We start from the raw sequence: 24896 nt of genomic DNA, 5'->3' as shown, positions 1-24896 counted from the left end.
CTGGATGAAGTTCTGATGTCGGCTGTTGACGGACAGTCGATCAGCCGCTGTTCAAGCATCTACCAGGTCATGGCCTGATAGATCACCAGCGCGATCACTGCGGCCGTCGTTCCGAGCGAAAAAATCGCCAGGTAGCCATCGCGCGCGATCAGCGACAGGCCAAAAGCGGTCAGTGCGGCTCCGGCCAGGGTCGCGCTGAACGGGATGAACTCCAGCATCGGCATGATCAGCGCCACCAGCAGCGCCGAGCTTCCGATCACATGGCTGCCGGGCCCCATGACCAGAAAACTCAGGCGGGGACGGAAGAACCGGTCGATGAACCGGGCCGGGCGTTCCAGCCGATCCAGGGTTTTCTCAAGCGCCGGTCGCGTGATCGAGCGCTCGCGCAGGAACCGAGGCAGCCAGATACGCCGCCGCCCGGCCAGCAGCTGTACCGAAACGACGATCACCAGCAGTGCCATCAGCGTCGGCACACCCGGAATGTCGCCGATCAGGGGCGCGAGCGTCACCAGCCCGGCAACCAGCAGGATCGGCCCGAACGAACGCCGTCCCGTGACCTGAAGAATGTCGTCCAGATCTACTGGACTGTGATCCAGATCGATGGTGCGAAGCGTATTGAGCAACTGCCGCAGGCTTCTGATGTCAGGGTCCATGGCTGATCGCGGCCGAAGGCCTGTCTGAATGGGTTTTTTTCGGGCAAAAACAGAAAGCTTGGATCGGGCCATGATACGTTCAACGGGTACCGATCAAAAAAGGAACTCGCATGACGACCGCAACCGACAAGGAACTCAAGGAACTCAGGGAAGAATTCGCCAGCCTTAAATCTGATGTCTCCGAGATCGGTAAGTCGATTTCCAAGATGGCAAAAGATAGCGCCAGCGAAGGGAGCCATAAAATCCGAGACGCTGCCGAAGAAGGCCGCGAGCGCTTGAGCAATGCGGCCCACCGGTCGGGCCAGCAGGTTCGCCGCGGCTGGGATTCGTTCGAAAGCGAAATCGAGGACCGGCCGATGACCAGCCTGGCCATTGCCCTGGGCCTGGGCTTCATTCTCGGTAAATTACTGGACCGCTGAGCCGGTCAGCCTTGACTGACCCGCCTGCCGGAACTGCAGCATGTTTGAGCGTCTGAAAAAGAAAGCCGAGACCGGCGCGATCACGGCCTTGATCGTGATCCCGCTGGTGGTTTGCGTGATCGCCTTTTTGGCGCTGGCGTGCTATTTCAGCCTGCTGCCAATGCTGTCGCCGGCGCTGGCGGCGCTGGTGACCGCTGCTGCGGGCATTGTTCTGATCGCCTTCGTACTGTTGATCGCCAAATTATCGGCGCCTTCGGCCAAGAAGCGTCCGCCCCCAGAGGCGCTGGATCCCGGCGAAGAATTCGAGGCCTTTCTGCGCAAGCAGGCCAAGCAGGCCGACCCGATGCTGACCCAGTGGGTGCGCGACCATCCGGACAAGGCGGCGCTGACGACGCTGGTGCTCGGCGTGGCCGCCGGCTATAGCCAGGCGGTGCGAAGGGTGCTGCTGGATACCTATCTGCAGCGCGCCGAGTCCGAAGACCGCAAGCGCGGCAGTCGGGTCGACGAGTAGTGGCCCACTAGCAAAAGCCCCGAGACGCTCAGGCCAGGTACAGCGCAAGCTGGCCGATCAACGCGCCTGCGCAGACGAAGCCCCCGATCCACGGAATGAGGATGGGGACGTCGGGCACCTCCGCCGGCTGTTCGCGGCGCTTGAACACGATCAGCGAAGCGTTGACGCCGATAAAGACCACGAGAATGGCAAAACCCGTTCCCGTGGCAAGCTGTTTGAGCGGCACCAACAGCGCCAGCCCCAGGACAACGCCGCCCACCGTCAGCGTCGCCGCCAGCGGGGTGTCGGTCATCGCGCTGACTTTCCCCAGGATCGCCGGCGCACCGCGGCCGTCGCGGCCGGCATCGAACAACAGCCGGGCCGAGGCGATCACCTGAGTAAGGGCGCCGTTGACGATCACGGCCAGGCTGGCCAGGGCGATCGGCAGTTCCGGCCAGCCTTCGCGCCCGGCTGCCACCACCAGCGGCGCCTTGGCCGCGGCCAGTTCCTCGAGTCCGCCGACTCCGACGAGCGCGGCCGATACGCTCAGGTAGAACAGAAAAACCACGGCCAGCGACAGAACCATGGCCTTGGGCATAACGCGCTTGACGTCGCGTACTTCTTCGGCCGCCTGGGCCATGTCGCCAAAGCCGATGAACGAATAGATCGCCAGGAAGGCGCCACCCAGCAACGCTGCCCCGGCCGAGCCGTCGATCTGCGCCGGTGCCGCGGCGATGGCTTGTGGTGCCGCCACAAAGCCGTCGCGCAATGCCCAGAGCACGACCAGGAGCGTGCCGATCCCGATCAACGTCGTGGCGCTCATCAGCCAGGCGCTTTCCTTCATCCCGGCCGCGGCCACACCCACCACCGCGACTGCAACCAAGATCGTTGCCAGCCAGTCGCTGACCGCGATGAAGCTCGACAGGTAGGCCACAAACCCCGTGATGATGGTCGCGGCTGAGACGACGTTGGCCACGATCAGCGCCCAGCCGGCGAGCGAACCCAGCCAGCGCCGACCGAACGCGCGCTCCACGTAGTCGACGGGACCGCCGGCCGTGGGCACCCGCGCCGCCATTTCCGAGTAGCTCAGCGCCGTGGTCAGCGCGACGACGGCGGCCAGCAAATAGGCCAGCGGCGCCAGTCCACCCGCCTCCCCCAGGACTTCGCCGATGACAACGAAAATGCCGGCGCCGAGGATGGTCCCGGTGCCGTAGAAGGTCAGCTGAACCAGGCCGACCTCGCGCTTCAGGGCACTTTTTCTGGTCTCACCGCTCATGCCGATCTACGGTAGCGCGAAAGCGCCGCTGGCGGGCCGGCGACGGCCAACTGGCGCAGAAAACCCTGCCCACCACGATTTTCTGACCCAAATTGGCGACTTCGGCGGCTTGTGGCGGATGAATGTCGTAGCCTTTCTTAACGGGGTGGCGCCAAGCATGGCTGACGCCCATGGGACGGAGATCAATGGTGATGCAGGCGCGACTGAAAAACATCGGGATCGTCGATGACGATGACATCGCGATCCTGGAAAAGCTGCAAAGACGCACGCGCGACTACCTGGCCGGATGCACCGTCCAGGCGGAGCGAAGCCGGTTCGAGTGCACCCGGATTCTGCTGTCCGGCTGGGCGGTGCGCTTTCGCTCGGGGCCGAACGGAGCGCGACAGATCGTCAACTTTCTGCTGCCCGGAGACAGCATCGGGCTGTATGGTGCGCTGTTCGACCAAAGCGATGCCGGGGTCGAGATGATTACCGACGGCTCGCTGGCGGAGATCCCTTGTACCGAGCTGATGGAGACGTTTCGCCAATCGGGCAAGCTGGCCGTTGCGCTGTGCTGGATCGGCGCTCAGGACGAGCGCGTCCTGGAGCAGCAGATCTTTCGCATCGGCGCGCTCAACGCCACGCGTCGCATTGCCCATTTGCTGGTCGAGCTGCAGCAGCGCATGCTCGCCGCAGGCACGCCGCCGGCCGAGGCGATGACGATGCCGATTACCCAGAAGCAGATCGCAGATGCGCTGGGAATTTCCCATGTCCACGCCAATCGCTGCTGCCGCAAGCTGGAAAAACGGGGGCTGGTGGAAACGGGAGCCGACGGCCTGACCGTACTTGAGCCGCTTGAGCTGCAGCAGCTGTGCGGGTTTAGCAAGAACGCGCTCCCGCCCAAGCAGTACCTCCAGAAGGCGTCAACATTAACCTAGGTTGATGTGTGGCCTCGCCAGTTCTGTTGTGATGGGGTTGTTCGCAGGCGAGTCGTTCGCCGCGGAAAGACTTTTCACTCCCAACCGGAGGTCGAATCATGAAATATCCAAACAATCCAAATACAACCAAGGTTTTTACCAAGAAGGCGCTGGCGGTTGCGCTGATGGCCGGTGGTCTGGCATTTTCGGTCCAGGCTCAGGATCCGAGAGAGCAGCCGGATGAATCGTGGATCAGCCTGGCGGGTACCGTCACCTCGACCACGCCCGACAGCTTCCGGCTGGACTACGGCGACGGCATGATCACCGTCGAAATGGACGACTGGGATACCTTCGGCGACGCTTGGCCGCTGATGGATGGCGATCGCGTCACTGTCTACGGCAAGGTCGACCAGAACCTGTTTGCCAACACGACTATCGAGGCCGGAAGCGTCTACGTCGAAGATCTCAACACCTTCTTCTACGCCAGCCCGGCTGACGAAGAAGAATACGGCGCATGGGTGGTCACAACCGATGTGGTTCCCGGTGATTTGACCTATATCGGTACCGTTGAGTCGGCAAGCCCAATGACCAACACCTTTACCATCGATACCGGTGCGACGGAATTGAGCGTGGACACCACCGCGCTGCCCTACGATCCGCTCGATGATGAAGGATTCCAGCAGATCGACGTCGGCGATCGGGTCAGTGTCGACGCCGTCATCGACGCCGACTTTATCGGCGATCAGGACCTGCTGGCTGAAAGCGTGGTCACGCTGTCGGGTTGATCCAGCCGGGATCAATCTTCAAGAAATGCACAATAATCTGTTCGGGCCTGCAAGCGCAGGCCCTTTTGCTCTTTCTAAGCGCAGCCTGCCGGCCTTAGCGCGGCACGGTGCAGGACTGAATGCAACCGATCAGCCGGCAGGCCAGCGTTTCGGCCTCATCGGTACCCGCCACCTCCGGCAGATAGACTTCAAGACCGACATAGACCGGTCGCCCCCCGGCCCAGATGCTTGGCGGAATGCTGGTTCGCGCCTCGGCATCAATGACGGTTTGGGGGCCGGCAGCGACGGCGCGCTCGTGCGCATCGACGATGCGGACCAGGCGCACGCGGTCGCCGGGTTCCCGTTCATTAAGACGCAAGCCGATGCATTCAAGGAGTTCAGCATCGCGGCAATAGATGTCGGCGCCGGGCCCGGCCTCGTCGGTTCCGCTGTGCAGATCGATCAACAGGCGATAGCGCCCTTTGACCTGCTGGCGCAGCTGTAAATAGAGCTCGCGCTGGCGGGTTTCGTGATAGAACTGCTGGTCGACATCGCGACAGCGCTGGGATACCCCTTCGGGAATGCGCAGCACATCGATCTCGTCCGAGGCGCAGCGCTTGGTGACGCGGTCGCCGAAGTTAAGCTCCTCGCGGTGGATACCCGTGACCAGCACCGTTTCGGCCGCACCGGGCGCTTTCACCCGCGCCATTCGTAGATTTCGATCGATTGCGGATCGCAGCGGCAACATCCGCCGCCGCACGCCGTACCGGAAGGCAGTTTTTGCACTCGGCCCTTCGAGATCCACTTGGAAAGCATCCCTCGCAAGGCATCGGGGTCGGTGCGAAAACGCATGGCCATATCCGCGAGCGCGGCCCGCTTGTTGCGCTTCAAGTAGTCCCGAAGCTCAGACAGTATCACGGTACTTCACCGACGACTTTCAAAGGAATAGCGTGTGCGGTTTTGCGTTGTCCGTGATAGCGCATGGCGCCGATTACGACGGCACAAATGGCAAGCATGCCAGCAATCCAGGCCGCCGAACTCGCGGGGTCGCGGCTGAATATGGCTGCCTGGTAAAAGATTGTCGCGCTTACATAGGCCAAACCCGTCGTCCAGCCGGCAACAAACAGCGCCCAGCGTCGTCCGGCCTCACGGTAGACGGCTGCGATGGCAGCGATGCAGGGGAAGTACAGGAGAACAAACAGCAGGTAGGCAAAAGCTCCCGCCTGGCCGTCGAAGCGTTGCGCCATGGCCCCGTAGGTGTCGACGGATACTTCCTGGCTTTCGGCGGCCATTTCCTGGTCTTCGACATCGCCGATGTTCAGGCCTAGCGGATCAAGCCAGGTACCCATGGCGTCGGCCAGGTTGGCCGGAACAGTGGCCAGGCCTTCGCCAATGGCGCCGAACAGATCAAAGGCATCTTCATCGGCGCCCTCTGACGGGAGGACGGCCTCGCTGCCGTCGGCTCGCCAGCTCAGCGGGTTGGGGCTAACCTGCCTGGAAGCGGCGACCGTGTCCTGTTCGCCCAGATCGCTGTAAAGCGAGTCCAGGGTGCCGACCACTGCTTCCTTGGCCAGCAGGCCCGTAAAGATGCCGACCGATGCCGGCCAATTTTCCTCGTTTAGTCCGAACGGCGAAAACAGCGGTGAGATGGTTCGACCAATTTCGGACAGTACCGAGCGATCGCTGTCTTCATTGTTGAAGCTGCCGTCGGTGCCAATGCTGTTGAGGACATTGAGCACAAGAACCATGGGTACGATGACCCGCCCGGCCCGGAACATGAACCCCTTGGTGCGCTCCCAGGTCCGTAGCCCAATGCCCTTGATGGTCGGCAAGTGGTAAGGCGGCAATTCCATGACAAAAGGAGTGACCGATCCTCGCAGAAGAGTGTTCTTCAGGACCAGTCCGGTCAGGATGGCAGCGATCAGACCAATCAGGTAGAGCAGGAAGACGACGTGCTGCGCCCAGGCGGCGAAGAAGGCCGCGGCAAAAAGAGCATAGACGGGCAGCCGTGCCCCACAGGACATGAAGTGCGCCATGGTCATCGTCATAAGCCGGTCACGTTCGTTTTCCAGTGTCCGGGTGGCCATCACGGCAGGGACCGTGCAGCCAAAGCCGACGATCATGGGGACAAACGACTTGCCCGGCAGGCCGATACTGCGCAAAAAGCGATCCATCACAAATGCCGCTCTGGCCATGTAGCCGGAGTCTTCAAGGATGGACAGGAATAAAAACAGGAAAGCGACGATGGGCACGAAGGTCGCCACGACCTGAATACCGCCGCCCGCCCCGTTGGCCAACAGAACGGTCAACCATTCCGGAGAACCAATCATGCCCAGCACGTGGGCAAAACCGTCCACGAAGATCGCTCCACTGATGATATCGAAAACGTCGATGAAGGCGCCGCCAATGTTGATTGTGAACATGAACATCAAGTGCATCGCCAGCAGAAATATCGGGATGCCCAGCGCCCGATTCAGCACAATCCGATCAATCCGGTCCGAGGCGCTTCGGGCCACCTCTCCCTTGCGCGAAACAACACCGTTGGTCACCTTGCTGACAAAGCCATAACGGGTGTCGGCCAGGCTGATATCAATATCATCGCCCAGGGTCTCTTCTGTTTCGGTTTGTAACTGGAGCAGTTCGTCTTCTGCGATACCGTTTCCGGCGATCTGGCGGGCCAGCGAGTCGCCCTCGAGCAGTCGAACGGCGAGCCACCGGGGTTCCACCCTGGCTGCTTTCGCCTGTTTTTCGAGTCGGGGCATAAGACGGCCGACGGCCGTTTCGACAGGCGCTGGATAGGACAGGTTGATGTTCGGCGTGGCCTTGCTGCGGGCCGATGCCAGGATTTGCTTTTTAAGCTCCGGCAGACCTTGGCCGCTGGTGCCGACCACCGGCACGACCGGGCAGCCCAGGCGTTTGGAAAGTTCGGCTGCATTGATTTCCACGCCGCGCTCCTGGGCGGCATCCATCATGTTCATGGCCACCAGCACCGGGATGTTCATTTCCAGCAGCTGCGAGGTCAGATAGAGGTTACGTTCCAAGTTGGACGCGTCGACGATATTGACGATGAGATCCGCCTCGCGGCCGGCCACGTAGTCGCGCGCAATGGTTTCGTCGACCGAGACTTCTTCGTCCGAGACTTCCAGCGAATAAGTGCCGGGCAGGTCGACCAACTCAATGGCCACCTCATCGAAGTTGTAAAGTCCGATCTTGCGTTCAACGGTCACGCCCGGCCAGTTGCCGACCCGCTGTTTAGCACCGGTCAGGGCATTGAATAAAGTGGTTTTTCCGCAGTTTGGGTTGCCGACAACGCCGACGACGTATTTCTCAGTCATATTGAATATGCTCTAGCTAGATTTTTCGACCAGGACGCTGGCCGCTTCTTCCTTGCGCAGGCTTAAGGAAAAGCCGCGCACCTTGATTTCAACCGGATCACCCATGGGCGCATACCGGGTCACGCTGAATTCGGTGCCCCGTGTCAGCCCCAAAGACAGGAGTTTTCTCCGATACGTCTTCGAGCCCGCTGCATAGCCGGCTATTGTTCCAATATCGCCGACGGCCAGATCTTTCAGATTCATTGCCATTTGTTTTTTCTCGGTGTTGGTTGCGGTGGATACGCCTAGCGCTCAACCACCAGAATCTTGTGAGCCATGCCGGCACCCAGCGCAAGCCGCGTTTCTTCGCGCAAGACGACCAGCTTGCCGCCCTGATGCAGCGCAACGACGATCTCGCTGCCCACGTTCAGACCCAGAGACGTCAGACGCATCTCAAGGCCTTTGCCGCCAACCAGCTTATGTATGCGCACGCGCGTGCCTTCTCTGGCCATAGCCAACGGAAAGGCAGAGCTTGCCGAAGCGTCAGTTCCGGATTTCATGATTGCACTTTATCAAAATGGGAATGAGTCTGATTTGCGCTAGATCAAATACTGGCACAAGATTTTTCGCTAGCCTGTATTCGGGAGTCGCAGATATGTCGGTCGCTCGAGCGGTCTGCGGCCGATGTCAACCAAAGGAATACATGTGCAATGATCAACGAGAAACCACTGGCTTGTCGATGGCCAGCCTTGCTGGGAGCCAGCCTGTTAATAGCTTCACATGCATCGGCCGAAGAACCTTTTGAAGGGACACTGACCGGCGATTGGGCAGGCACGCGATCGGATTTGGCCGAACAGGGGCTGCTGATTGAGGCGGCCAACACGACGGACTTCTTTTTCAGCGCCGACGGCGGTGTTTCCAGTGACGACACGGTCGCCAATTTGTTTGAGCTGGCTATGACTGCGGATATGGAGGCACTGGCCGGCATCCGGGGCGGGACTTTGTTTTTCCTGGGGCTGGGTACTCACGGAGAGGATCCAGGAGGATCGTCAGGCACAATCCACGCGCCGAGCAACCTGGCGGCCGATGACGCCTGGCGTTTGCTCGAGCTCTGGTACGAGCAGTCTCTGTTGCAGGACCAGTTCGGCATCCTGGCCGGGCTGTATGCCGTTGACTCGGAGTTCGATGCCAAAGAAACGGCAGGCGTGTTCCTCAACGGCGGATTCGGCACCGGACTGGACCTTTCCGAGACCGGCATCAACGGTCCTTCGGTTTACCCGGTCACCGGGCTCGCGCTGAGAGCGCGCTATCAGATCACACCTGAATTTGGCCTGCGCGCGGCGTTGACCGACGGCATCCCGGGAGATCCTGAAGACTCCACGGCCTTCGAGTACGATCTTGACGATGGCGGCGGGAGCTTCCTGATCGCAGAAGCTGACTGGCAGCCGGCGGGGTTCGAATTCCTGCGCCTCGGTCTGGGGGCCTGGCGTTATACGACCCAGTTCGAACGCCAGGACGGCAACGGTACGAAAGACGGAACTGACGGCTTCTACGGGTTTGTCGAAGGTGTGCTGTATTCCGAAGCCGGTACCGATGACCAGGGATTGAGCGGCTTTATCCGGGCCGGGCGTGCCGATGAAACGGTCAATCAGTTTGGCAGTTACCAGGGTGCGGGGCTTGTTTATACGGGTCTGCTGCCCGGGCGAGATTCGGACGTTCTGGGTCTCGGCGTGTCCTCGGTTGTTAACGGCGATGACTTTGTGAACCTGGTCAATAGCGAAGGTGGCCGCGTCAACCGCCGTGAGACTGTCATTGAGTTGACCTACTGGGTCGATGCGCTGCCGTGGCTGAGTGTGCAGCCGTCGCTGCAATATACAATCAACCCGGGCACTGATCCGGCGATCGACAATCATCTTGCCGTGGCTGTTCGTCTCGGCATCACGCTTTAAAGTGAAACGGGAGACGACAATGAGCAAGTATTTCCTACCAATCGCGATCGCCTGCGGTCTGGCCCTGGTGCTGAGTGGCTGCGCCCGGACGCCGGAAAGCCAGATGACAACCATGGCTGACCCCGATTGTCAGCCGGATCCTGCGACACCCCAGGCGCCAGCAGATATTCGTTCACTGAACAATCCGCTCGACATGACGCCCGATCAGCTGGCCGCAGGGCGTGATCTTTACCAGGACAGTGCCCGACCGGTCGCTTGTGCTCAATGCCATGGTAAGCAGGGTGATGGTACTGGACCGCTTGGCAGGCATCTTGATCCTTCGCCGCCCGATCTGACCTGTGACTTCTATCGCGATATACCCGATGGTCAATTGTTCTGGATCACCCGCGAAGGCTCAAATTTCATGAGCAATGAACCCGGACATACCGACGTCCGTCGCCCGGGCCGCCGCGATCGCGCCAGCGCGATGCGCCCGCACCGCTATTTCCTGACCGAGGAAGAAACCTGGCAGGTGATAGGCTATATGCGGACTTTCCACTCCGAATAAAGACCGCTCAGTCAGCGACTGTCGCGGTTCGAGGTTCTAGTCAGCCGGCAAACGCCGGCTGACCAGTTTGTTTTGAACCTGATCCAGGATAGGACCAATCACGATCAGCAACCAGTACACCCAGGTCGATAAATGCAGCAGGCGGTCGGGAAGAAGCCAGGCCAGCGTGATCGAGAAAAGACCAAACGACCCGATAAAAATCCACACCAAAGACTCCGCCGCATGCATCTTCGGTTCATCACGTTTGAGCCAAGCGTAACCATATAAAGCGGCTGTCAGCCCACTCAGAGGTAAAGCTTTCAAGCCGAGTGATCTGGCGGCCTCGCTGCGGCAAGAGCGGACTCGACTTCATTTTCGGCGGTTCCCTTGCAGATCGTTAATAATGATCATGACTCCTTCCATCCCAGCGCAATAAAGTGTCATGGTTAAAAAAAACAGAAAACTCCGGCATCTGGCTGTCAAGACTGGAAGCCCGATTTCGGCCATCTTTATTGCCCTGAGTCCGAGTCAGGCTGTTTGTCACTGACGACCACATAGACACCCTGTCTCTAAAGTATGGCTATGCTAAATCACCGCTCAGAAAACCTCCTTGAGCGCGGCATCCGTTCAGATAGCGATCGCGCTGCTTTTTTTAGATTTGCGCTGGTCGGCGTCACCATTTCAATCATTGATGCCGGTCTGGTTTACGTGCTGAAAGACCTGCCGGGCATGAATGTCTATCTGGCCCGTATTTTTTCCTACTCCGCCGCCATGGCTACGGGCTATGTTTTAAACCGCTACTTCACTTTTCACCATGTTGATTTCGGACGCAAGTTGTTCGATCAGCTCATTCGTTTTTTCAGCGTTCATTCCGTTGGCGGACTAATCAACTTCGGCGTGTTTTCTGCGGTGGTTTATCTTGGTGATCGCGCCGGTCTGAACTCTTTCTGGCACAGCCTCATGCCGCTGCTCGGCGTATGGCTGGGCGGTGTGGTCGGGATGAGTTTCAATTTTCTGGTTTCGCGCAAGCTGGTGTTTGATGCCTGATCCCGGATCATGCCTGCACGGGGTTCGGGTAGACTTCGGCCTCGCTTTTTAAGGAGCACTGACATGCTCAACATGCAATTCGGTGAGCGCGTTGTCCTTGATGCCAATGCCCTGGACTGGCTGCCCAGCCCGTCCAGCGGGGTACTGCGCAAGCCGCTGGCCCGTGAGGATGCCGAGCGCGGTCATGCGACCAGTTTCGTGCGCTACGAGGCCGGGGCCGCTTTTGACCGGCACGAGCATCCACTGGGTGAGGAAATCCTGGTGCTGGACGGCATCTTTTCGGACGAAACTGGCGACTACGGTCCCGGCACCTACCTGCGCAATCCGCCTGGCAGCAGCCATGCACCGTTCAGCGAAAGCGGCTGCACGCTGTTCGTCAAACTCCATCAAATGCAGCCCGAAGATCAGGCCACGGTTCGCATCGATACTAAAAATAAAACCTGGCAGCCCGGCATCGGTGGGCTGGAGGTGATGTCCCTGCACGCCTTCAGGACCGAGCACGTGGCTCTGGTGAAATGGCCGGCCGGCGAGCATTTCCAGGCCCATCGCCACCACGGTGGCGAAGAGATCCTGGTGATATCAGGCGAATTCATTGATGAACACGGCCGCTACCCGGCCGGCAGCTGGATTCGCTCACCGCACGGCAGCGTTCACCAGCCCTGGGTGGAGCAGGAAACGCTGATCTGGGTCAAGACCGGTCATCTGGCTTAAGCAGTAGAGGCCGGGCCGGGTGACTGAAGGTAAAGCTGATGGACTGCGGCTCCGGACGGTCCAGGCGACTTCCGGTTGATGGCTGATTCTTTTGATCCCAACTCGCCCCGAATGTCAGTGAATGCGGTCCTGCCAAGGTTCGCCATCGCCGTGCCCCTGCCATTAGTCCCATTTACCTTTGCCGTTCGCCCGTGGCAGATTAAGACAATCGACCTCGACTTCGGAACATGACATGGGCCAGACACGAAGAGACCTTTTGAAACTCAGTGGCCTGGGACTGGGCGCGGTGGCGCTGTCCAGCCTGGGATCGCGCGTGATGGCGAAGGAGCAAGGCGCGATCGCCAAAGCCGATCGGCCGCTGAGTATCCTGATTCTGGGCGGTACCGGTTTCACCGGCCCCTTCCAGGTCCGATATGCCCTGGCCCGCGGGCACCGGGTCACGATCTTCAACCGCGGCAACCGCTCGCTGGACTGGCCGGGTCCGGTCGAAGAGCTGGTGGGTGATCGCAACGAAGGCAATCTTGACGCGCTAAAGGACCGGCAGTGGGATGTCTGCATCGACAATCCAACCACCCTGCCGTTCTGGGTGCGCGATGCGGGACAGGTGTTGCAGGGCAATGTCGGGCACTACGTCTTTACCTCGACTTTATCGGTGTATGCCTCCAATGCCTTGCCCGGAGCGGATGAAACGGCAGCGATCCTCCCCTACACCGGCGAGGACGCGATGGCCGAGACCATGGAAACGCTGCGCGCCAATATGGGTCTTTACGGACCGCTCAAGGCGGAGTCCGAGCGCGAGGTCGCGCGCTGGTTCCCGGACCAGCACACCATCATCCGGCCGACCCTGATCGTCGGGCCGGGCGACCAGACCGATCGCTTCACCTACTGGCCGCAGCGCTTAGCCCGTGGCGGCCAGGTGCTGGCGCCCGGCGACGGCAGTGATCCGGTCCAGATCATCGATGCGCGCGATCTCGCGGAGTTCACGATCCGCATGGCCGAAGCGCAGGCCGGCGGGGCGTTCAACGCCGCCGGGCCGGACTATACGTTGAGCTTCGATGCCATGCTCCACGGCATTCGTGCCGTGACCGGCGTGGCCGCCGAACTCAACTGGGCCCCGGCTGAGTTCCTGGCCGAGCAGGGCATCAATCCGTGGTCGGACATGCCGGTCTGGATCCCGAGCCAGGGCGAGTACGCGGGTTTCAGTACCTGGTCCAACGCCAAAGCCATCGCCGCTGGCATGACCTTCCGTCCCTTCGCCGACACCGTCGCCGCCACGCTGGAGTGGTTCCGCGCACAGCCCCGGGAACGCCAGGCCGAAATCCGGGCCGGTATCAGCGCCGAGCGCGAAGCCGAAGCCCTGGCCGCCCTGCGAGCCTGGTCATGAAGACCTTTGGCCTGTTGATTGGCTGGTGCATCCTGTTTGTGCTGGCCTGGCCGCTGGCCTTGCTGGTGCTGATGATCTGGCCCCTGGTCTGGCTGATCAGCCTGCCGTTCCGTCTCATCGGCATTGCTTTTGAGGGCGTATTCGCCTTCCTGCGCGGGCTGATCTTGCTGCCGGCGCGTTTGCTGGGTGAGCGCCCCAGAATGGGCTGATAAACGGGCGCTTGGCCCAGCTGGCTGCGGCGGCGTGCCATCCGGTGCTGGGCACCATCAAGGCGCTGGTTGCCACCGCCGCGTTGCACAATGATTCTTCCCAGCCACACGGGTTGTCATGGAAAAAGTGGACCATGCAGATAGCGTTCGCCCATTGCTCACCGCCGGGTCTTCGTCAGCCTATTCGGAGTACATGACTTGACCAACGCCAATGACATTGACAAGCGCGATGCGTTCTATCGCTACCGCCCTCGGGATGGCTCTGATGATGGCCGCGGTGGTCGTGATTCTGGGTATCAGCGACTCCGAAGCCTGGCATGCGATCCTCGAGCAAGTGATGGGGCCGCGCGGCTGGCTGCAGGACTGAGGCATGCCATCATGGCAAGGTTTGCGGGAACCGTCAGATGGAATGGTCGCCGGATTCCTGCACCGCGCCGCGGGCGCTTTAGGGAAGTCGGCATGTCGTTCATCAAGCTTGCTTAATCGTGCTGTTCGCGACGCTGCAAAACTTCCTCAAGCAATTCGACAGCCGCGCTGTCTTTGGTCCGCCCCATCCGCTTTTTTTCCGCGATCAGTGCCTCCAGTCCAAGTACCATCAACGACCCGACATTCATTCTGACTTCCAACGAAGCATCGAGCAGATCCTCGTAGCGCTGGTTCTCGCCGATAAACCCCAGAATATCCAGAGGCCCCGCACGCGTCATCAACAAAAGGTGACCGCCAGCAAGAATGTCTTCGGTTGAGGGACGAATGACCTCCCGGTGCTCACGAAATCGAGCTTCGAGGAGGGCCAAGGCCTTGGACAGTCTTTCGGCGTTGTCCCTGTTCACCCGGACCAAGGTGTCAAGGTCGAAAGTCGTTGTAGGCGCACCGTGAATCACGGCGGCCACTCCGCCAACAACGATGAACTCAACCTGATGTTGGTTGAGAACTTCCAGAATCTCGCGAAAGCTCGGGGTCATGACTTACCTTGAGGGCGTGGAAGAAGGCAACGCGCGATTCCAGTTCCGCCAAGCGCTGGTCCGGCGACAGGCTGGAAAACCATCGAATCAGCGATGGGTCATGCTCCTGCTCAGGGCGGGCGTTAGTGCGTAGGTCTTGCATCAGGCCAGTGTAGCGAAATCAGGATGGCGGCGGAGAGAAACCCCGCAGCAAGGAAGATGCGATGGCCAAATTCGACGACCAAGCCTGCCCACTTCGCACTCGGCGCTTGACGCTGGTTCCCGAAATTTGCTGGTCTGAATGGGGCACCTCATCCGTTCAGGGGCCGAATCGATCGCGGAAAATCCGGTTGGTCCGGCGTTCAACTGCGCCCATGTCGCACCAGGCGATGCCGTCGTCATTACCGTCGCGGGGCCGGGTAATGCCGCGGGCATCAGCGGCCAGGCAACTGGCGTCATTAAACGCATCGACGAGCGGGCTGTCGACACGCGGTCGTCTGACCGGCAGGCCGTCCAGGCCGGCGGCCAGCGGTTCGAGTTCAGCAGAGGCTATCAGCAGGTCGCTTGCCAGCGGCGTGAGGTCGCAGCCGGTCAGATCGGCGAAGGCGTTGTTGCCGAGTGAGACCAGGTTGGCATTCGACGACACCGCACAATTGACGGCGTTGCCGGTGGCGTAGTTGTCGGCCAGCACCGAATTGGCGATGGTGACGTTCATGTCGTCGTAGACGTGCAGTGCCGCGCCGAAGGGCGATTCCCAGCCGGAGCCGCCGCCGGTGCCGACGATGGTCAGGTGTTTCAGTCCGACCTCGCCACTGCCGGTGAAGGTCAGGCCGCCGCCGCTGCCGCCGGTGACGGTGACGTTTTCCATCACACCGCTGCAGGATAAGCACATCAGCGTCCCGCCATCGACCGTACTCAAGTTGTTGTCGAAGGTGGTGTCGCGAATATCGATGGTGGCGGCATTGGTCTGGATCGCCCCGCCGAAGCTCGAGATGATCTCGTTGCCGGTGAACCGCATCCGGCGCAAGGTCAGCGAATCAGCCGGCGCGGCCCTGAGCCCGCCACCCGAGACACTGATTCCTTCCATTCTCAGGTTGGTGCCGGTCACGGTAAACAGACGCGCACCATGGATGAAGCTCTTGTCCGGACCATTGCCGAGCAGGACGACATCACCCGCGATCCGAAGGGGGTCGTCGAGCACGAAGCGACCGTTCCCAAGGGCAATGACCTTCGGTATGGCCGAGGCATCCGCCTCCTCCAGGGCCGCACGCAGCGTACAGACGCCATCGGCACTCGCGCAGACCCCGTCGCCCGGATTGGCGTCCGGCAGGTCCTTGAGCGCATCGCCGGCAGCCCCGACCTGGAAATCGGCCGGGCGCGAGACCGGCGTGGTCAGCAGCAGCTCCAGCCTGGGATTGATCGACGTCTGGTCAAGCACCGCTTCGGCCTCGCTCACCAGCAGCGTGCCGGAGGGCGTGTCGGCGCCGACCTGGGCGGTGATGCTGAAGCTGGTCGTCTGGCCCGGCGACAGATTGCCGATGCTGCAGTCGAGCCAATAACGATCCCGAACACAGCCGGCCGGCGTCATGATGCTGGCCTCATCGAAGCCTGAGCCTAAGCGAATGGCCAGCTGCATGCCGGTCGCAGTGAGCCCCAGACCTGCATCCGGCAGGCGGTTTTCAACCTGGAACTGGTAGCTGACGAACTGGGTCGGCAAGGCCGCATCGGCGGACGGCGTGGCGCTCAAGGCCAGATCGATACCGTCGGCAATCGTGAAAGCAATGTCCTCGCAGGTCATCAGCGACAGCCCCGGTGTCGGGATCTCGGTGTCGCCGGGTCCGGGCTGCAGGCGATCGGTTACGCAGACCTCGGCGGTCCTGTTGCCGGCGCTCAGGTAGATGTGATCGGCGGTGATTCGTCCCGAGTCGGTGCCGCCGTGACTGAGGATCGGCCCGGTCGGTTGGCCGTCGGCATCGAAGTCGCCCTCGGTCTCGACCGTGCCGTCGCCCCAGTCGATGACCACGGTGTGGTTTTCGTCCGGGTCGGGGTCGCGGAAGGCCAGGTCGAGTTGAACCCGGTAGCCTGTACCGCCCTCGATGGGCGCGTCGGGCAGGCTGATGATCGGCGCGTCGTTGATTTCGATGATCTCAAGCTGGACGGTCTCGGGCGCGGAGGTCTCGACGCCGTCGCTGACGGCGAAGCTGAAGCTGTCCGCACCGAAGGCGTCGGCCCTCGGCACGTAGCTCGCATTCTGGCCGTTGATCACGACCTCGCCCTTTTCCGGCGCCTCGACGACGACATAGCTCAGGGTATCCAGCGGATCCGGATCGCTGCCGTCCAGCGGAACGGGCGTCGGCTGGTCTTCCATCACCACCACGCTGAGACCTGAGTTGGCAAACGGCGCGCGGAAGTTGCGGCTGACCTCGACCTCGACCTCGGCCGGCGCGCTGACTTCGGGCTGATCGGTGAGCGGATCGCGCACGCCGTCACTGACCCGGAAGCTGAAGCGGTCGATGCAGTCGGCGCTGTTTTCGCAGGCGAACTGGTTGGTCGATTGGTAGACCAGATCGGCATAGTCGTCGCCGATCTCGACAAAGGGCGTCAGCAGCGAGATATGCAGCAGATTGGTGGTCGGGTCGAGAATGTAGAAGCGGCTGGAATTGACCGAGACATTGCGTGGGCTGCCGAAGTCGCCGACGACGAAACCCGAACCCGTGCCGGTGGACCTGGCCTGACCGGCGAAGAAGCCGTCGGTGGAGAAGCGCTGGATCCGCGCATTGCCGCCATCGGCCACGTAGATCGTACCGTCGGGGGCGATGTCCAGCGCCGGCGTGCCTCGGAACTGGCCGGGGCGACAGCCCCAGCTCGGCCAGCCGCCGATCCCGAGATCCCCGCAGATGGCCTGTTCTTCGGGGGAGAAGCTCTCGTCGACCTGGCAAATGTCGTCGGTGCAGGAGAAGCCCAGTGTCCGGCGATTGGCGACATTACAGACCGCCTGATCACCCGGCGCCAGATCGATATCGCAGCGGCCCAGCCAGCCCTCCAACTCGCCCGGATAGGCCAGACCATCGCCGCCAATGTAAGACGGCGTGTAGCGATACAGGCGGCTGTTGCGTCCGGCCACGATACGCCCATCGGCGTCCACGGCCAGCTCGTTGCCCTGCCCATTGAAGCTCGGATCATCATTGAGCGTGCCGAGGCAGGTCGGTGTGTGCGAGCAGTTGGGCGTGACCGCGCAATCGAAGTCAGGCGGCAGGGTGCCATCCAGCACCAGAATGGCGCCCGCGTTGTTGAGGATGTAGATCAGCGAATTGCCGTCAACGACGATGCTGTTGGCATTGTAGATATCGTTGCCGGCCTGCGGGACCTGCGGCAGGCTGCAGTTGCCACCGTCGCGGAAATCCATGTTCTGCAGCCGATACTGGACCTGCAGCTGGAGGTCGAGGTCGTAGACTCGGAACCCGGACTGCCCGCTGCTGGCACGTGAGGTCAGATAGACCCGATCGCGGCCGGGATCGAGGATCACATCGCGCAACTGATCGGCGTCGATGTTGCGGGCGTTGAGCAGAGCGCCGTCGTTGCTGAACACCGCGATCCGGCCTTTGCGCTGGAGCGTGACCGGCGACCCGGCCCTGCAGTCGATATAGCCTTTGTCGACCACATAGGTGCGGCCGTCGTCGGTGACGCTCAGGTACTCCGGCTCGGACGGGAACTCGAGGTGGAAATTGCGATCGTTTCCCTCGCCGTTGGTGCAGATGGCCAGCAGTTCGGCATCCGTGATCGACTGCTCGACGCGGAAATCCTCGATGAAGTACGGATACAGCGGCGCGACAAAGAAGCCATTCTCGGGCCGGTCCTCGATCTTGAAACGCAGCAGGTCGCCGTCGGGGTCATTCCCCTGCAAGCGAATCGGCGTCGGCTCGAACGAGATCGCATCGGGGCGGGATGGTCCGGTCTGGGCCAGGGCCACGGGCGGGATGTTGGATGCCTTGATATTGACGATCTGGACCGCCTGCGATGAATTCCCAGCCGCATCCAAGGCGGTCCAGGTCACTTCATGCAGCCCCAGGCCCAGCGGCAGATCGGCATCGTTGCTCACCTGCGGACTCAGATCCACAAGATCGAAAAGCGCCGGCTGGCCGAGATCGCTGACCTGGGTCGAATCGATCTCGACGATATCCGGTGGCGGCACCAGGGTCGGCGGCTGGCGGTCCAGCACCTCGATGCGCATCGTGGTCACGGTTTCGTTGGGGTTGCCGGCCAGGTTCGGGCCTGGATCTCGCGCGGTCCAGGTCACGAAGAACGCGTTGTCCTCCGTGTCGGTGCTGACCGGCCAGAAGGTTCTGAGCTCCGGGTTCGGGAAGCTGACGCCGAGGGTGGTGTCGCGATCGCAGGCATCCGTGACATTCAGGAACGAGCGCAGGATGTTCTCATAGCGCCGCCGCGATACTCCGCCGATCTCATCGGCTTCGATGGTTACGTGCAGCACGCCGCCGACCGGCTCGGCGACGGCATTGCCGTTGCTGCCGGGCATAGGCGTGATGGTCGGCGGGATCTCGTCGAAGATCCGCACCCGCTGCAGGTCCGTCTGGGCATTGGGCAAACGCCAGCCGTCGATCTGTACATCCAGCACCTGCAGCCAGGTCTCGCGCCAGATGTTGAACAGGATCGTCACCCAGGGATCGGTCTTGGCGCCCGGCGGAATGCCGGGAATCGCGATATCGAGCAGATCGACCGGGCTGACCCGCGGACTGGCCCGCCAGACCACGGTGTTGTCGCCGACCGGGAAAGAGAGCGTCCGGCCGATGTTGTACGGGCACTCGTACAGCGGGCCTGCGCCCTCGAACTGGCTGTAGCGCACGCTGCCGTCATCTTGGCAACGCTCGTAGATCCTGTCGCTGGCATCGAAGGAGGCGCTGGAGAGGAAGAAATCGAGATCGGTGAATCGGGCTGCCGGCGGACGCGGATTGCCGGCCAGCAGCACGACGTCGACATCGGTGTTGTGGTGGGTCATGCGTGGCGTGCCGAGCTCACCCCAGTCGCTCTGGGTCTCGATCGGGATGCCCAACGCATCGGAGTACTTGAAGGCCATGTGTGGCTGCTCGAATTCGACCTCGCATTGCCCGGCCGACGCACGGCGCTCAATGTCGTTGGGTGCATTGAGGCTGGGTTTGCAGAACTTCAGTCCCAGGTTGGCCGCATAGGCCGCGCGCCCGGCGGCCACCGCTGCGGGGAACGGCGTCAGGCTGATGAAGAAACTCAGGTTGTAGGCCACGCCCAGCGGAATGATGCAGGCCAGGGCGCCGGTGTTGCTGCGGGCGATTGCGCTGGCGCGCAGGGAAAAGTCGGTCTCGGGCAGACCCAGTGAGAGCACGCGCAGCTGCGGGGCATCGGGATTGGGATCGATGCGGCGCAGTTCGATGCGGTTGAAGGGTTCATCGGAGGCGAGCGCGATGCGCCCGTTTTCGATCACCGCCACGCGGCTGCCGCGCACGGCCCGATGCGCGAAGACTTGTCGACCGACCTCGTGGTCGTCAAAGTAAAGGTTCAGAACCAGCACGGCCATGCCTGCGGGATCTTCCACGTCGATCGCCAGTCGATCCTGTGGCTCGGAGAATCGCAGCGCCAGGGGTTGCTGCTGATCGACCACGACGGTGCTGCGGTCGACGGCCACCTGATCGAGCGTGAAGGCATCCAGGGGTGAGTCCAGGCGAGTGCCATAAGCCTGGAGTTCGAGCAGATCCAAGCTTCGGAACGAACGGACTTCGTCGCCGGCCAGCACCCGGATCGTGGCCTGCGGCTGTGTGGGAAACAGCAGCAGGCCTAAAAAGAAAGCGGCAATCGTCAAGCGCATGGCGGGTATCCAGCTCAGTCAATAGTCTCCCGCCATGCTGATTCACATCGGCGCGCGAGGGAATGAACCCAGGTTGCAGATTCTTGCCCGGAGGTTGCATCTCGATGATTTTTATGAAGAACTTTGACGCTTTGGGCCCGGCGCGTCAGCCTGACAGGGCCTGGCCAAGGAAATATGGCCACAGAACAACCGCCAGCACGCCCTTGAGAAATCCGAGGTCGAGGTAACCCAGCGTAAACAGCCAGGCGGCGAACCAGGCTCCGCCCCACAGGGAATGATGTTCGACGCGAATGTTTTCCATGCTGTTTTCTCCTGTAATGCGGTCAGCTATGACCGGCTGATTGTAAATGCCTGCAGGAGCGCTGCCCGCCGACGAGTATTCAAGATCGATGCAATGATCGCGGTGGTGGCCGTCCCTGGCCAGGCGAAAGTCATGAGCCTGAACAGCCCAGGCTTAGAGCTATTTTCACCGATGGCCTTGAGGCGCGTGGATTGCCGTCAACGGGGATGGTCGCGGCTGTAGGTCGCCGGCGTGGATTCAAAGCGCTTCCGGAATCGGCGCGAGAAGTGGGAAACGCTGGCAAAGCCGACCGCTTCGGCTACTTCTGCGACGTTGCCCGCGCGCTCGGCCAACAGGCGGGCGGCGGTCTGAAGGCGCATCTCGCGCAAGTACTCTTCCGGTGACTGGCCGGTTTCGTTCTTGAGTCGTCGGAACAGGGTGGAGCGGTCCATGTGCAGCAGTTCGGCCCAGTCGCGGATTGAGAAGCCCGGGTCGGGAAGGTTGGCCTCGAGCAGTTGGTTGACCCTGGCCATGAACGGCGATTCGCTGACCTCTGCATTGCTGGGGCCGGCTTCTTCCAGATGTGCCTTGAGGCGTCGGCGCGAGGCAATCAGGCCGGCCACGCGCGCGGCCAGCTCGGCGCTGTCGAAGGGCTTGGACAGGTAGTCATCGGCCCCCGACTCCAGCCCGCGCACGGTGTCTTCGGGTGCGGCACGGGAGGTCAGCATCAGTACCGGCACAAAAGCCAGTTCCGGATCGGCCTTGATTTCGCGGGTCATGGCCAGCCCGTCCATGACCGGCATCAGCCCGTCAGTGATGATGGCATCCGGGGTGATCGCGCGCGCTTTTGCCAGGCCTTCGGCCCCGTCGGCGGCCTCTTCGATGCGATAGCTGCGACCCAGCCGCAGGCGCAGAAAGGCTCTAAGTTCGGCGTTGTCGTCGACCAGCAGCACGCAGGGCACGTCTTCGGACGTCATGTCTTCGATCGCTGCGTGCCCGGACACAAGATCGCTGGACGAATTCGTCGGCGTGTCATTGGTCGGCTCACCCGGCGTCGCATTGGCCCGCAGATCGGCCGGCAGAACCAGGCGGAAACAGGCCCCATGACCCGGCGTCGAGGCCACCTCGACTTGGCCGCCGTGCAGTTCGGCCAGCTCGCGGACCAGGGCCAGGCCGATTCCCGTGCCCGGGCTGCTGGCCGAGCTGGCTTCGCCCTGGCGGTAGCGCTCGAAGATGGCCTGCTGATCGGCCGGGTCGATGCCCGGCCCGGTGTCGCTGACCGTCACCTCCACTTTCTTGTCGCAGGTCTTCAGCTCAACCGTGATCCGGCCGCCGGCCGGGGTGAACTTGAGCGCGTTGGACAACAGATTGCTCAGCATGGTGTCGATATGGGCCTGATCGCAGACCCATTGGCGTGGCTGGTCAGTGCCCTGGCAAACCAGCTCAACCTGGCGCAGTCGGGCCTGCACGGCAAAGCGATCGACGATGCCGCGCACGATCTGGGCCGGATCGGCCTTGATCAGCCTCAGTGGCATGCGCCCGGCGTCCAGGCGCTGCAGGTCGAGAACCTGGCCGATCAGGGATTGCATGGCTTCGCTGTTGCGCAGCGCCACGTCCAGGTACTGCTTGGCCTCGGCGTCCAACTGCTCACCGCTGATTCGGGCCAGCTCCTGCAGCGGCCCGCGGGTCAGGGTCAGCGGGGTGCGCAATTCATGCGAGACGTTGGCGAAGAACCGGGCACGGGCATCGCTGATCTGGCGAATCTCGCGCGACCGGGCGCGCAGCTCGGCGGTGCGCTCGGCGACCTGCTCAGAGAGAACGCGCTGCTGGGCGATCAGTCGGGTTTCGCGGGCGCGCTGACCGAAGCGCGCGGCCAAGGCAAGCAGGCTCAAGCCTGCCAGCACATACATCCCCCAGGCCAGCGGGCTTGCGTAAAATGGCGGCAGCACGCGAAACCCTAAAGGCTCTGATTCAAACACCTGTCCGGCCGCATTGCGCGCTTGAGCGCGGAAGACGTAGTGGCCACCGGGCAGGTTGGTGTAGTCCCGTCGGGTCTCATCGCTCCAGCGCGACCAGTCGCTCTCCAGCCCCTCCAGGCGAACCCGGTACTCGGTCAGGTCGGGGGCAATATAGCTGCTCAGCGCGTACTCAAAGCGCAGCGATTCTGTACCGGCCGGCAGCGCCTGCTCGAGGGGTCGGTTGCCCGGACCCTGGATCAACCACTGGCCGCTGTCGGGAAACCCGGCCCGTACCACCTGCAGACGACTGGGCTCGATGTCGATGTCGACCGGCGGCCAGTCCAGTCGAAGCAGACCCGGATGGCGCCCGATCCAAAGATGATCGCCACGCTCGCCGATGAACCAGTTGACCGCGGGCGCCAGCTCGCTCAGCCAGCGGCCCTGCCAGTCGAAGCGGCCGTCGTCCGACCGCTGCCCGCGCCAAAGCGCTCCGCCGGGCCCGATGCCGCCGACCAGTTGCCCATTGCTGGTCTGGTACAGGCGGTAGATGCCACGCGGTTCGCCCAGCGTCTGGTTGCCGAAGTCGGGATCAGGTTCGATGCGCGTGGCTTCGGGCTCGACCGGGCGATAGCCGCCGTTGCTGGTACCCAGGACCAGGCGTTCGCCGAGATTGAAGGCCCAGGCATAACCCTCCGGCACGCCCTCGTCGGCACCCAGTTGGGCTTCCACCGCCAGCGCATCGTCTTGCCAGGCCAGGCGGTAGTAGCGCCCGGCCACGGTCCCGACCCAGACCCGGCCCTGATCGTCCTCGGCGATGGTGTGGGCGCGATGATCCACGCCCCCGATCCGGCCCAGCGAGCGCCAGCCCTGGTCGGTTCGAATCAGGGCGCCCAGACCGGTCTCCAGCTCGGCGTACACCGCATCGCGCAGGCGCGAGCGCACCAGGCCGTAGGAATAGGTATCGGCCAGCAGCTGTTCATGCTCGCTCAAGCCCAGACCGTCCAGGTCCGGGACCATCCGATGGACGCCTTCCGAGCCGGCCACAAGCAGCCCGTCGCCATCGGCGAGGAGGCCGAATACCTCCAGAATGGGCGCGTCGATGGTGTCAAGCCGGCTGGCATCGTTGCCGTCGGCAGCCAGCACGCTCAAGCCCGCATCACCGCCCACCATCCAGCGCCCCTGGAACGGGACCAGTGCATTGGTGGTCGCCAAGCCGAAGTCGGCGTCATAGAACCGCCGCCCGCCGAACAGATCGACTCTTGCGATCGCCCCGCCCTGGGCCAGCCACACGCCGTTTTCGTGATCGATGATCAGGTCGTAGATGCTGTTGACAGCCAGGCCATTGCGATGGGTGATCTGCTCCAGCGCCTTGCCATCCGCGCGCAAATGAAACAGCCCGGCCTGCTGGGTGGCCAGCAGGATGCCGCCGTCGGGCGCGGGAATGGCCTGGTAGGGCCAGGTGCCTGCCAGCTCGAAATCGGTTTCGATCGCCACCGGCGCGTCTTCGGACAACCAGAACAGGCCATCGTCGACGCTGCCCATCAGGATGCGCCCGTCCGGCCAGGAGGCGAGCATGCTCAGGCGCGGGCCCTCGGGCATTGACCAGCCGTCCTCGGCGGGCGGCGCCTGGCCGTCGGCGGGGAAATCGGTGTAGTCGTGGAAGCGATTGCGAACCAGCACCAGAAAACGGCCCTGGTGATTGACGGTGATGCGAAATACCCCATCACCGGCCTGAACGATGTCGAGATTATCGTCCTGCCAGCGGAACAGGTGGCGCAAGGCATGGAAATAGATGGCCCCACCGATCTGATGAAGACCGCGAATCTCGCCGAAATCGCGCAGTTCCTCGGGCAGTTGGTCGCTCAAGGAATGGTAGACCAGGCCGCCGTCCTGACCGGGATCGAAGTAACCGAATTCGTCCGATGAGCCGATCCAGATCCGTCCCGATGGATCGATCTCCATCACCCGGATTCGATTGCGGTGACGCGAGTGAATGCTTTGCCAGTTGGCGCCGTCGAAGATCACCAGCCCGGCGCCACCGCCGACCACGATGCGCTGGTCCGGCGCCTGGCGGACCACCCAGTTGGTCAGATGACCACCGTATTCGTCCATCCCGTAAGAACGGACCGGCGGCTTGCCTGGCGGGGGCGGCAACGCAGGGCTGATCGTGGCGGAAAAAGCCAGCGCGAGAAAGACCAAGCACCGAAATGTCAACATGCTTGCTG

At 62.2% G+C, this 24896-nt stretch carries 23 protein-coding genes; 11 read left to right on the top strand and 12 right to left on the bottom strand.

Annotation, left to right across the window (positions count from 1 at the left end; genetic code table 11):
* Positions 1-59 precede the first annotated feature (59 nt).
* Entirely contained in the window at positions 60-653 is a 594-nt protein-coding gene (locus tag G3I74_RS05055) for an exopolysaccharide biosynthesis protein (RefSeq protein WP_164210498.1), read from the bottom strand.
* Between the two features lie 110 nt (positions 654-763).
* Here G3I74_RS05055 and G3I74_RS05050 point away from each other — a divergent pair, with 110 nt between their 5' ends.
* Both G3I74_RS05050 and G3I74_RS05045 read left to right on the top strand, forming a co-directional pair.
* A complete protein-coding gene (locus G3I74_RS05050; RefSeq protein WP_164210497.1) occupies positions 764-1072 on the top strand; it encodes an ElaB/YgaM/YqjD family protein in 309 nt (102 codons plus the stop codon).
* A 40-nt stretch (positions 1073-1112) separates the two neighbouring features.
* Positions 1113-1583 (top strand): hypothetical protein, encoded by a 471-nt coding sequence (locus tag G3I74_RS05045; RefSeq protein ID WP_164210496.1) that lies wholly within the window; start codon positions 1113-1115, stop codon positions 1581-1583.
* 28 nt (positions 1584-1611) lie between these two features.
* Here the strand turns inward: G3I74_RS05045 and G3I74_RS05040 are convergent, their stop codons facing one another.
* Positions 1612-2838 (bottom strand): APC family permease, encoded by a 1227-nt coding sequence (locus G3I74_RS05040; RefSeq protein WP_164210495.1) that lies wholly within the window; start codon positions 2836-2838, stop codon positions 1612-1614.
* Positions 2839-3008: 170 nt separating this feature from the next.
* Here G3I74_RS05040 and G3I74_RS05035 point away from each other — a divergent pair, with 170 nt between their 5' ends.
* Both G3I74_RS05035 and G3I74_RS05030 read left to right on the top strand, forming a co-directional pair.
* A complete protein-coding gene (locus G3I74_RS05035) occupies positions 3009-3755 on the top strand; it encodes a Crp/Fnr family transcriptional regulator (RefSeq protein WP_164210494.1) in 747 nt (248 codons plus the stop codon).
* 98 nt (positions 3756-3853) lie between these two features.
* A complete protein-coding gene (locus G3I74_RS05030) occupies positions 3854-4519 on the top strand; it encodes a DUF5666 domain-containing protein (protein ID WP_164210493.1) in 666 nt (221 codons plus the stop codon).
* Between the two features lie 94 nt (positions 4520-4613).
* Here G3I74_RS05030 and G3I74_RS05025 read toward each other — a convergent pair whose 3' ends face one another.
* Genes G3I74_RS05025 through G3I74_RS05005 form a run of 5 tightly spaced genes read right to left on the bottom strand, consistent with a single transcriptional unit; the run spans position 4614 to position 8324 of the window.
* The gene (locus G3I74_RS05025; RefSeq protein WP_164210492.1) at positions 4614-5207 is read right to left on the bottom strand and encodes a hypothetical protein; all 594 of its coding nucleotides are present in this window, start codon (positions 5205-5207) and stop codon (positions 4614-4616) included.
* Positions 5195-5389 (bottom strand): FeoC-like transcriptional regulator, encoded by a 195-nt coding sequence (locus G3I74_RS05020; protein WP_338063063.1) that lies wholly within the window; start codon positions 5387-5389, stop codon positions 5195-5197. The genes G3I74_RS05025 and G3I74_RS05020 overlap by 13 nt, the downstream gene beginning before the upstream one ends.
* A 23-nt stretch (positions 5390-5412) precedes the next feature.
* Complete coding sequence (feoB, locus tag G3I74_RS05015) at positions 5413-7833, bottom strand: Fe(2+) transporter permease subunit FeoB (RefSeq protein WP_164210490.1); 2421 nt, start codon at positions 7831-7833, stop codon at positions 5413-5415.
* Positions 7834-7845: 12 nt separating this feature from the next.
* The gene (locus G3I74_RS05010; protein WP_338063062.1) at positions 7846-8076 is read right to left on the bottom strand and encodes a FeoA family protein; all 231 of its coding nucleotides are present in this window, start codon (positions 8074-8076) and stop codon (positions 7846-7848) included.
* Between the two features lie 41 nt (positions 8077-8117).
* Positions 8118-8324 (bottom strand): FeoA family protein, encoded by a 207-nt coding sequence (locus G3I74_RS05005; protein ID WP_239056626.1) that lies wholly within the window; start codon positions 8322-8324, stop codon positions 8118-8120.
* 198 nt (positions 8325-8522) lie between these two features.
* On the opposite strand from G3I74_RS05005, the gene G3I74_RS05000 reads away from it, so the two are divergent.
* Together G3I74_RS05000 and G3I74_RS04995 are read left to right on the top strand one after the other, a co-directional pair.
* Positions 8523-9761, top strand: coding sequence for a carbohydrate porin (locus G3I74_RS05000; RefSeq protein WP_164210487.1), 1239 nt, complete (start codon positions 8523-8525; stop codon positions 9759-9761).
* A 19-nt stretch (positions 9762-9780) separates the two neighbouring features.
* Complete coding sequence (locus tag G3I74_RS04995; protein ID WP_164210486.1) at positions 9781-10308, top strand: c-type cytochrome; 528 nt, start codon at positions 9781-9783, stop codon at positions 10306-10308.
* 36 nt (positions 10309-10344) lie between these two features.
* On the opposite strand, the gene G3I74_RS04990 is transcribed toward G3I74_RS04995, so the two are convergent.
* A complete protein-coding gene (locus G3I74_RS04990) occupies positions 10345-10611 on the bottom strand; it encodes a hypothetical protein (RefSeq protein ID WP_164210485.1) in 267 nt (88 codons plus the stop codon).
* Between the two features lie 258 nt (positions 10612-10869).
* Here G3I74_RS04990 and G3I74_RS04985 point away from each other — a divergent pair, with 258 nt between their 5' ends.
* The 5 genes from G3I74_RS04985 (at position 10870) to G3I74_RS04965 (ending at position 14005) form a co-directional block, all read left to right on the top strand.
* Positions 10870-11334, top strand: coding sequence for a GtrA family protein (locus tag G3I74_RS04985; RefSeq protein WP_164210484.1), 465 nt, complete (start codon positions 10870-10872; stop codon positions 11332-11334).
* Between the two features lie 72 nt (positions 11335-11406).
* Positions 11407-12045: a cupin domain-containing protein gene (locus tag G3I74_RS04980; protein ID WP_420823066.1), complete on the top strand. Its 639-nt coding sequence runs from the start codon at positions 11407-11409 to the stop codon at positions 12043-12045.
* Between the two features lie 256 nt (positions 12046-12301).
* The gene (locus G3I74_RS04975; RefSeq protein WP_203594559.1) at positions 12302-13429 is read left to right on the top strand and encodes an NAD-dependent epimerase/dehydratase family protein; all 1128 of its coding nucleotides are present in this window, start codon (positions 12302-12304) and stop codon (positions 13427-13429) included.
* Positions 13426-13638 carry a hypothetical protein gene (locus tag G3I74_RS04970; RefSeq protein WP_164210481.1) on the top strand — a complete coding sequence of 71 codons (213 nt, stop codon included), beginning with the start codon at positions 13426-13428 and terminating at the stop codon, positions 13636-13638. The genes G3I74_RS04975 and G3I74_RS04970 overlap by 4 nt, the downstream gene beginning before the upstream one ends.
* A 229-nt stretch (positions 13639-13867) precedes the next feature.
* Positions 13868-14005 (top strand): hypothetical protein, encoded by a 138-nt coding sequence (locus G3I74_RS04965; RefSeq protein WP_164210480.1) that lies wholly within the window; start codon positions 13868-13870, stop codon positions 14003-14005.
* Between the two features lie 112 nt (positions 14006-14117).
* Here the strand turns inward: G3I74_RS04965 and G3I74_RS04960 are convergent, their stop codons facing one another.
* The 4 genes from G3I74_RS04960 to G3I74_RS04950 all read right to left on the bottom strand — a co-directional run bounded on the left by G3I74_RS04960 (position 14118) and on the right by G3I74_RS04950 (position 24888).
* Positions 14118-14600, bottom strand: coding sequence for a hypothetical protein (locus tag G3I74_RS04960; protein ID WP_164210479.1), 483 nt, complete (start codon positions 14598-14600; stop codon positions 14118-14120).
* Between the two features lie 298 nt (positions 14601-14898).
* A complete protein-coding gene (locus tag G3I74_RS04955) occupies positions 14899-20433 on the bottom strand; it encodes an Ig-like domain-containing protein (RefSeq protein ID WP_164210478.1) in 5535 nt (1844 codons plus the stop codon).
* A 145-nt stretch (positions 20434-20578) separates the two neighbouring features.
* Positions 20579-20734 (bottom strand): hypothetical protein, encoded by a 156-nt coding sequence (locus G3I74_RS15680; RefSeq protein ID WP_203594558.1) that lies wholly within the window; start codon positions 20732-20734, stop codon positions 20579-20581.
* A 197-nt stretch (positions 20735-20931) separates the two neighbouring features.
* Complete coding sequence (locus G3I74_RS04950; protein WP_164210477.1) at positions 20932-24888, bottom strand: hybrid sensor histidine kinase/response regulator transcription factor; 3957 nt, start codon at positions 24886-24888, stop codon at positions 20932-20934.
* Between the last annotated feature and the right edge of the window lie 8 nt (positions 24889-24896).

This window comes from Wenzhouxiangella limi, from assembly GCF_010499265.1.
GTDB classification, from domain to species: domain Bacteria; phylum Pseudomonadota; class Gammaproteobacteria; order Xanthomonadales; family Wenzhouxiangellaceae; genus Wenzhouxiangella; species Wenzhouxiangella limi.
Note: the sequence above shows the minus strand (reverse complement) of the source record. Positions and strands in the feature narration are given on the sequence as shown.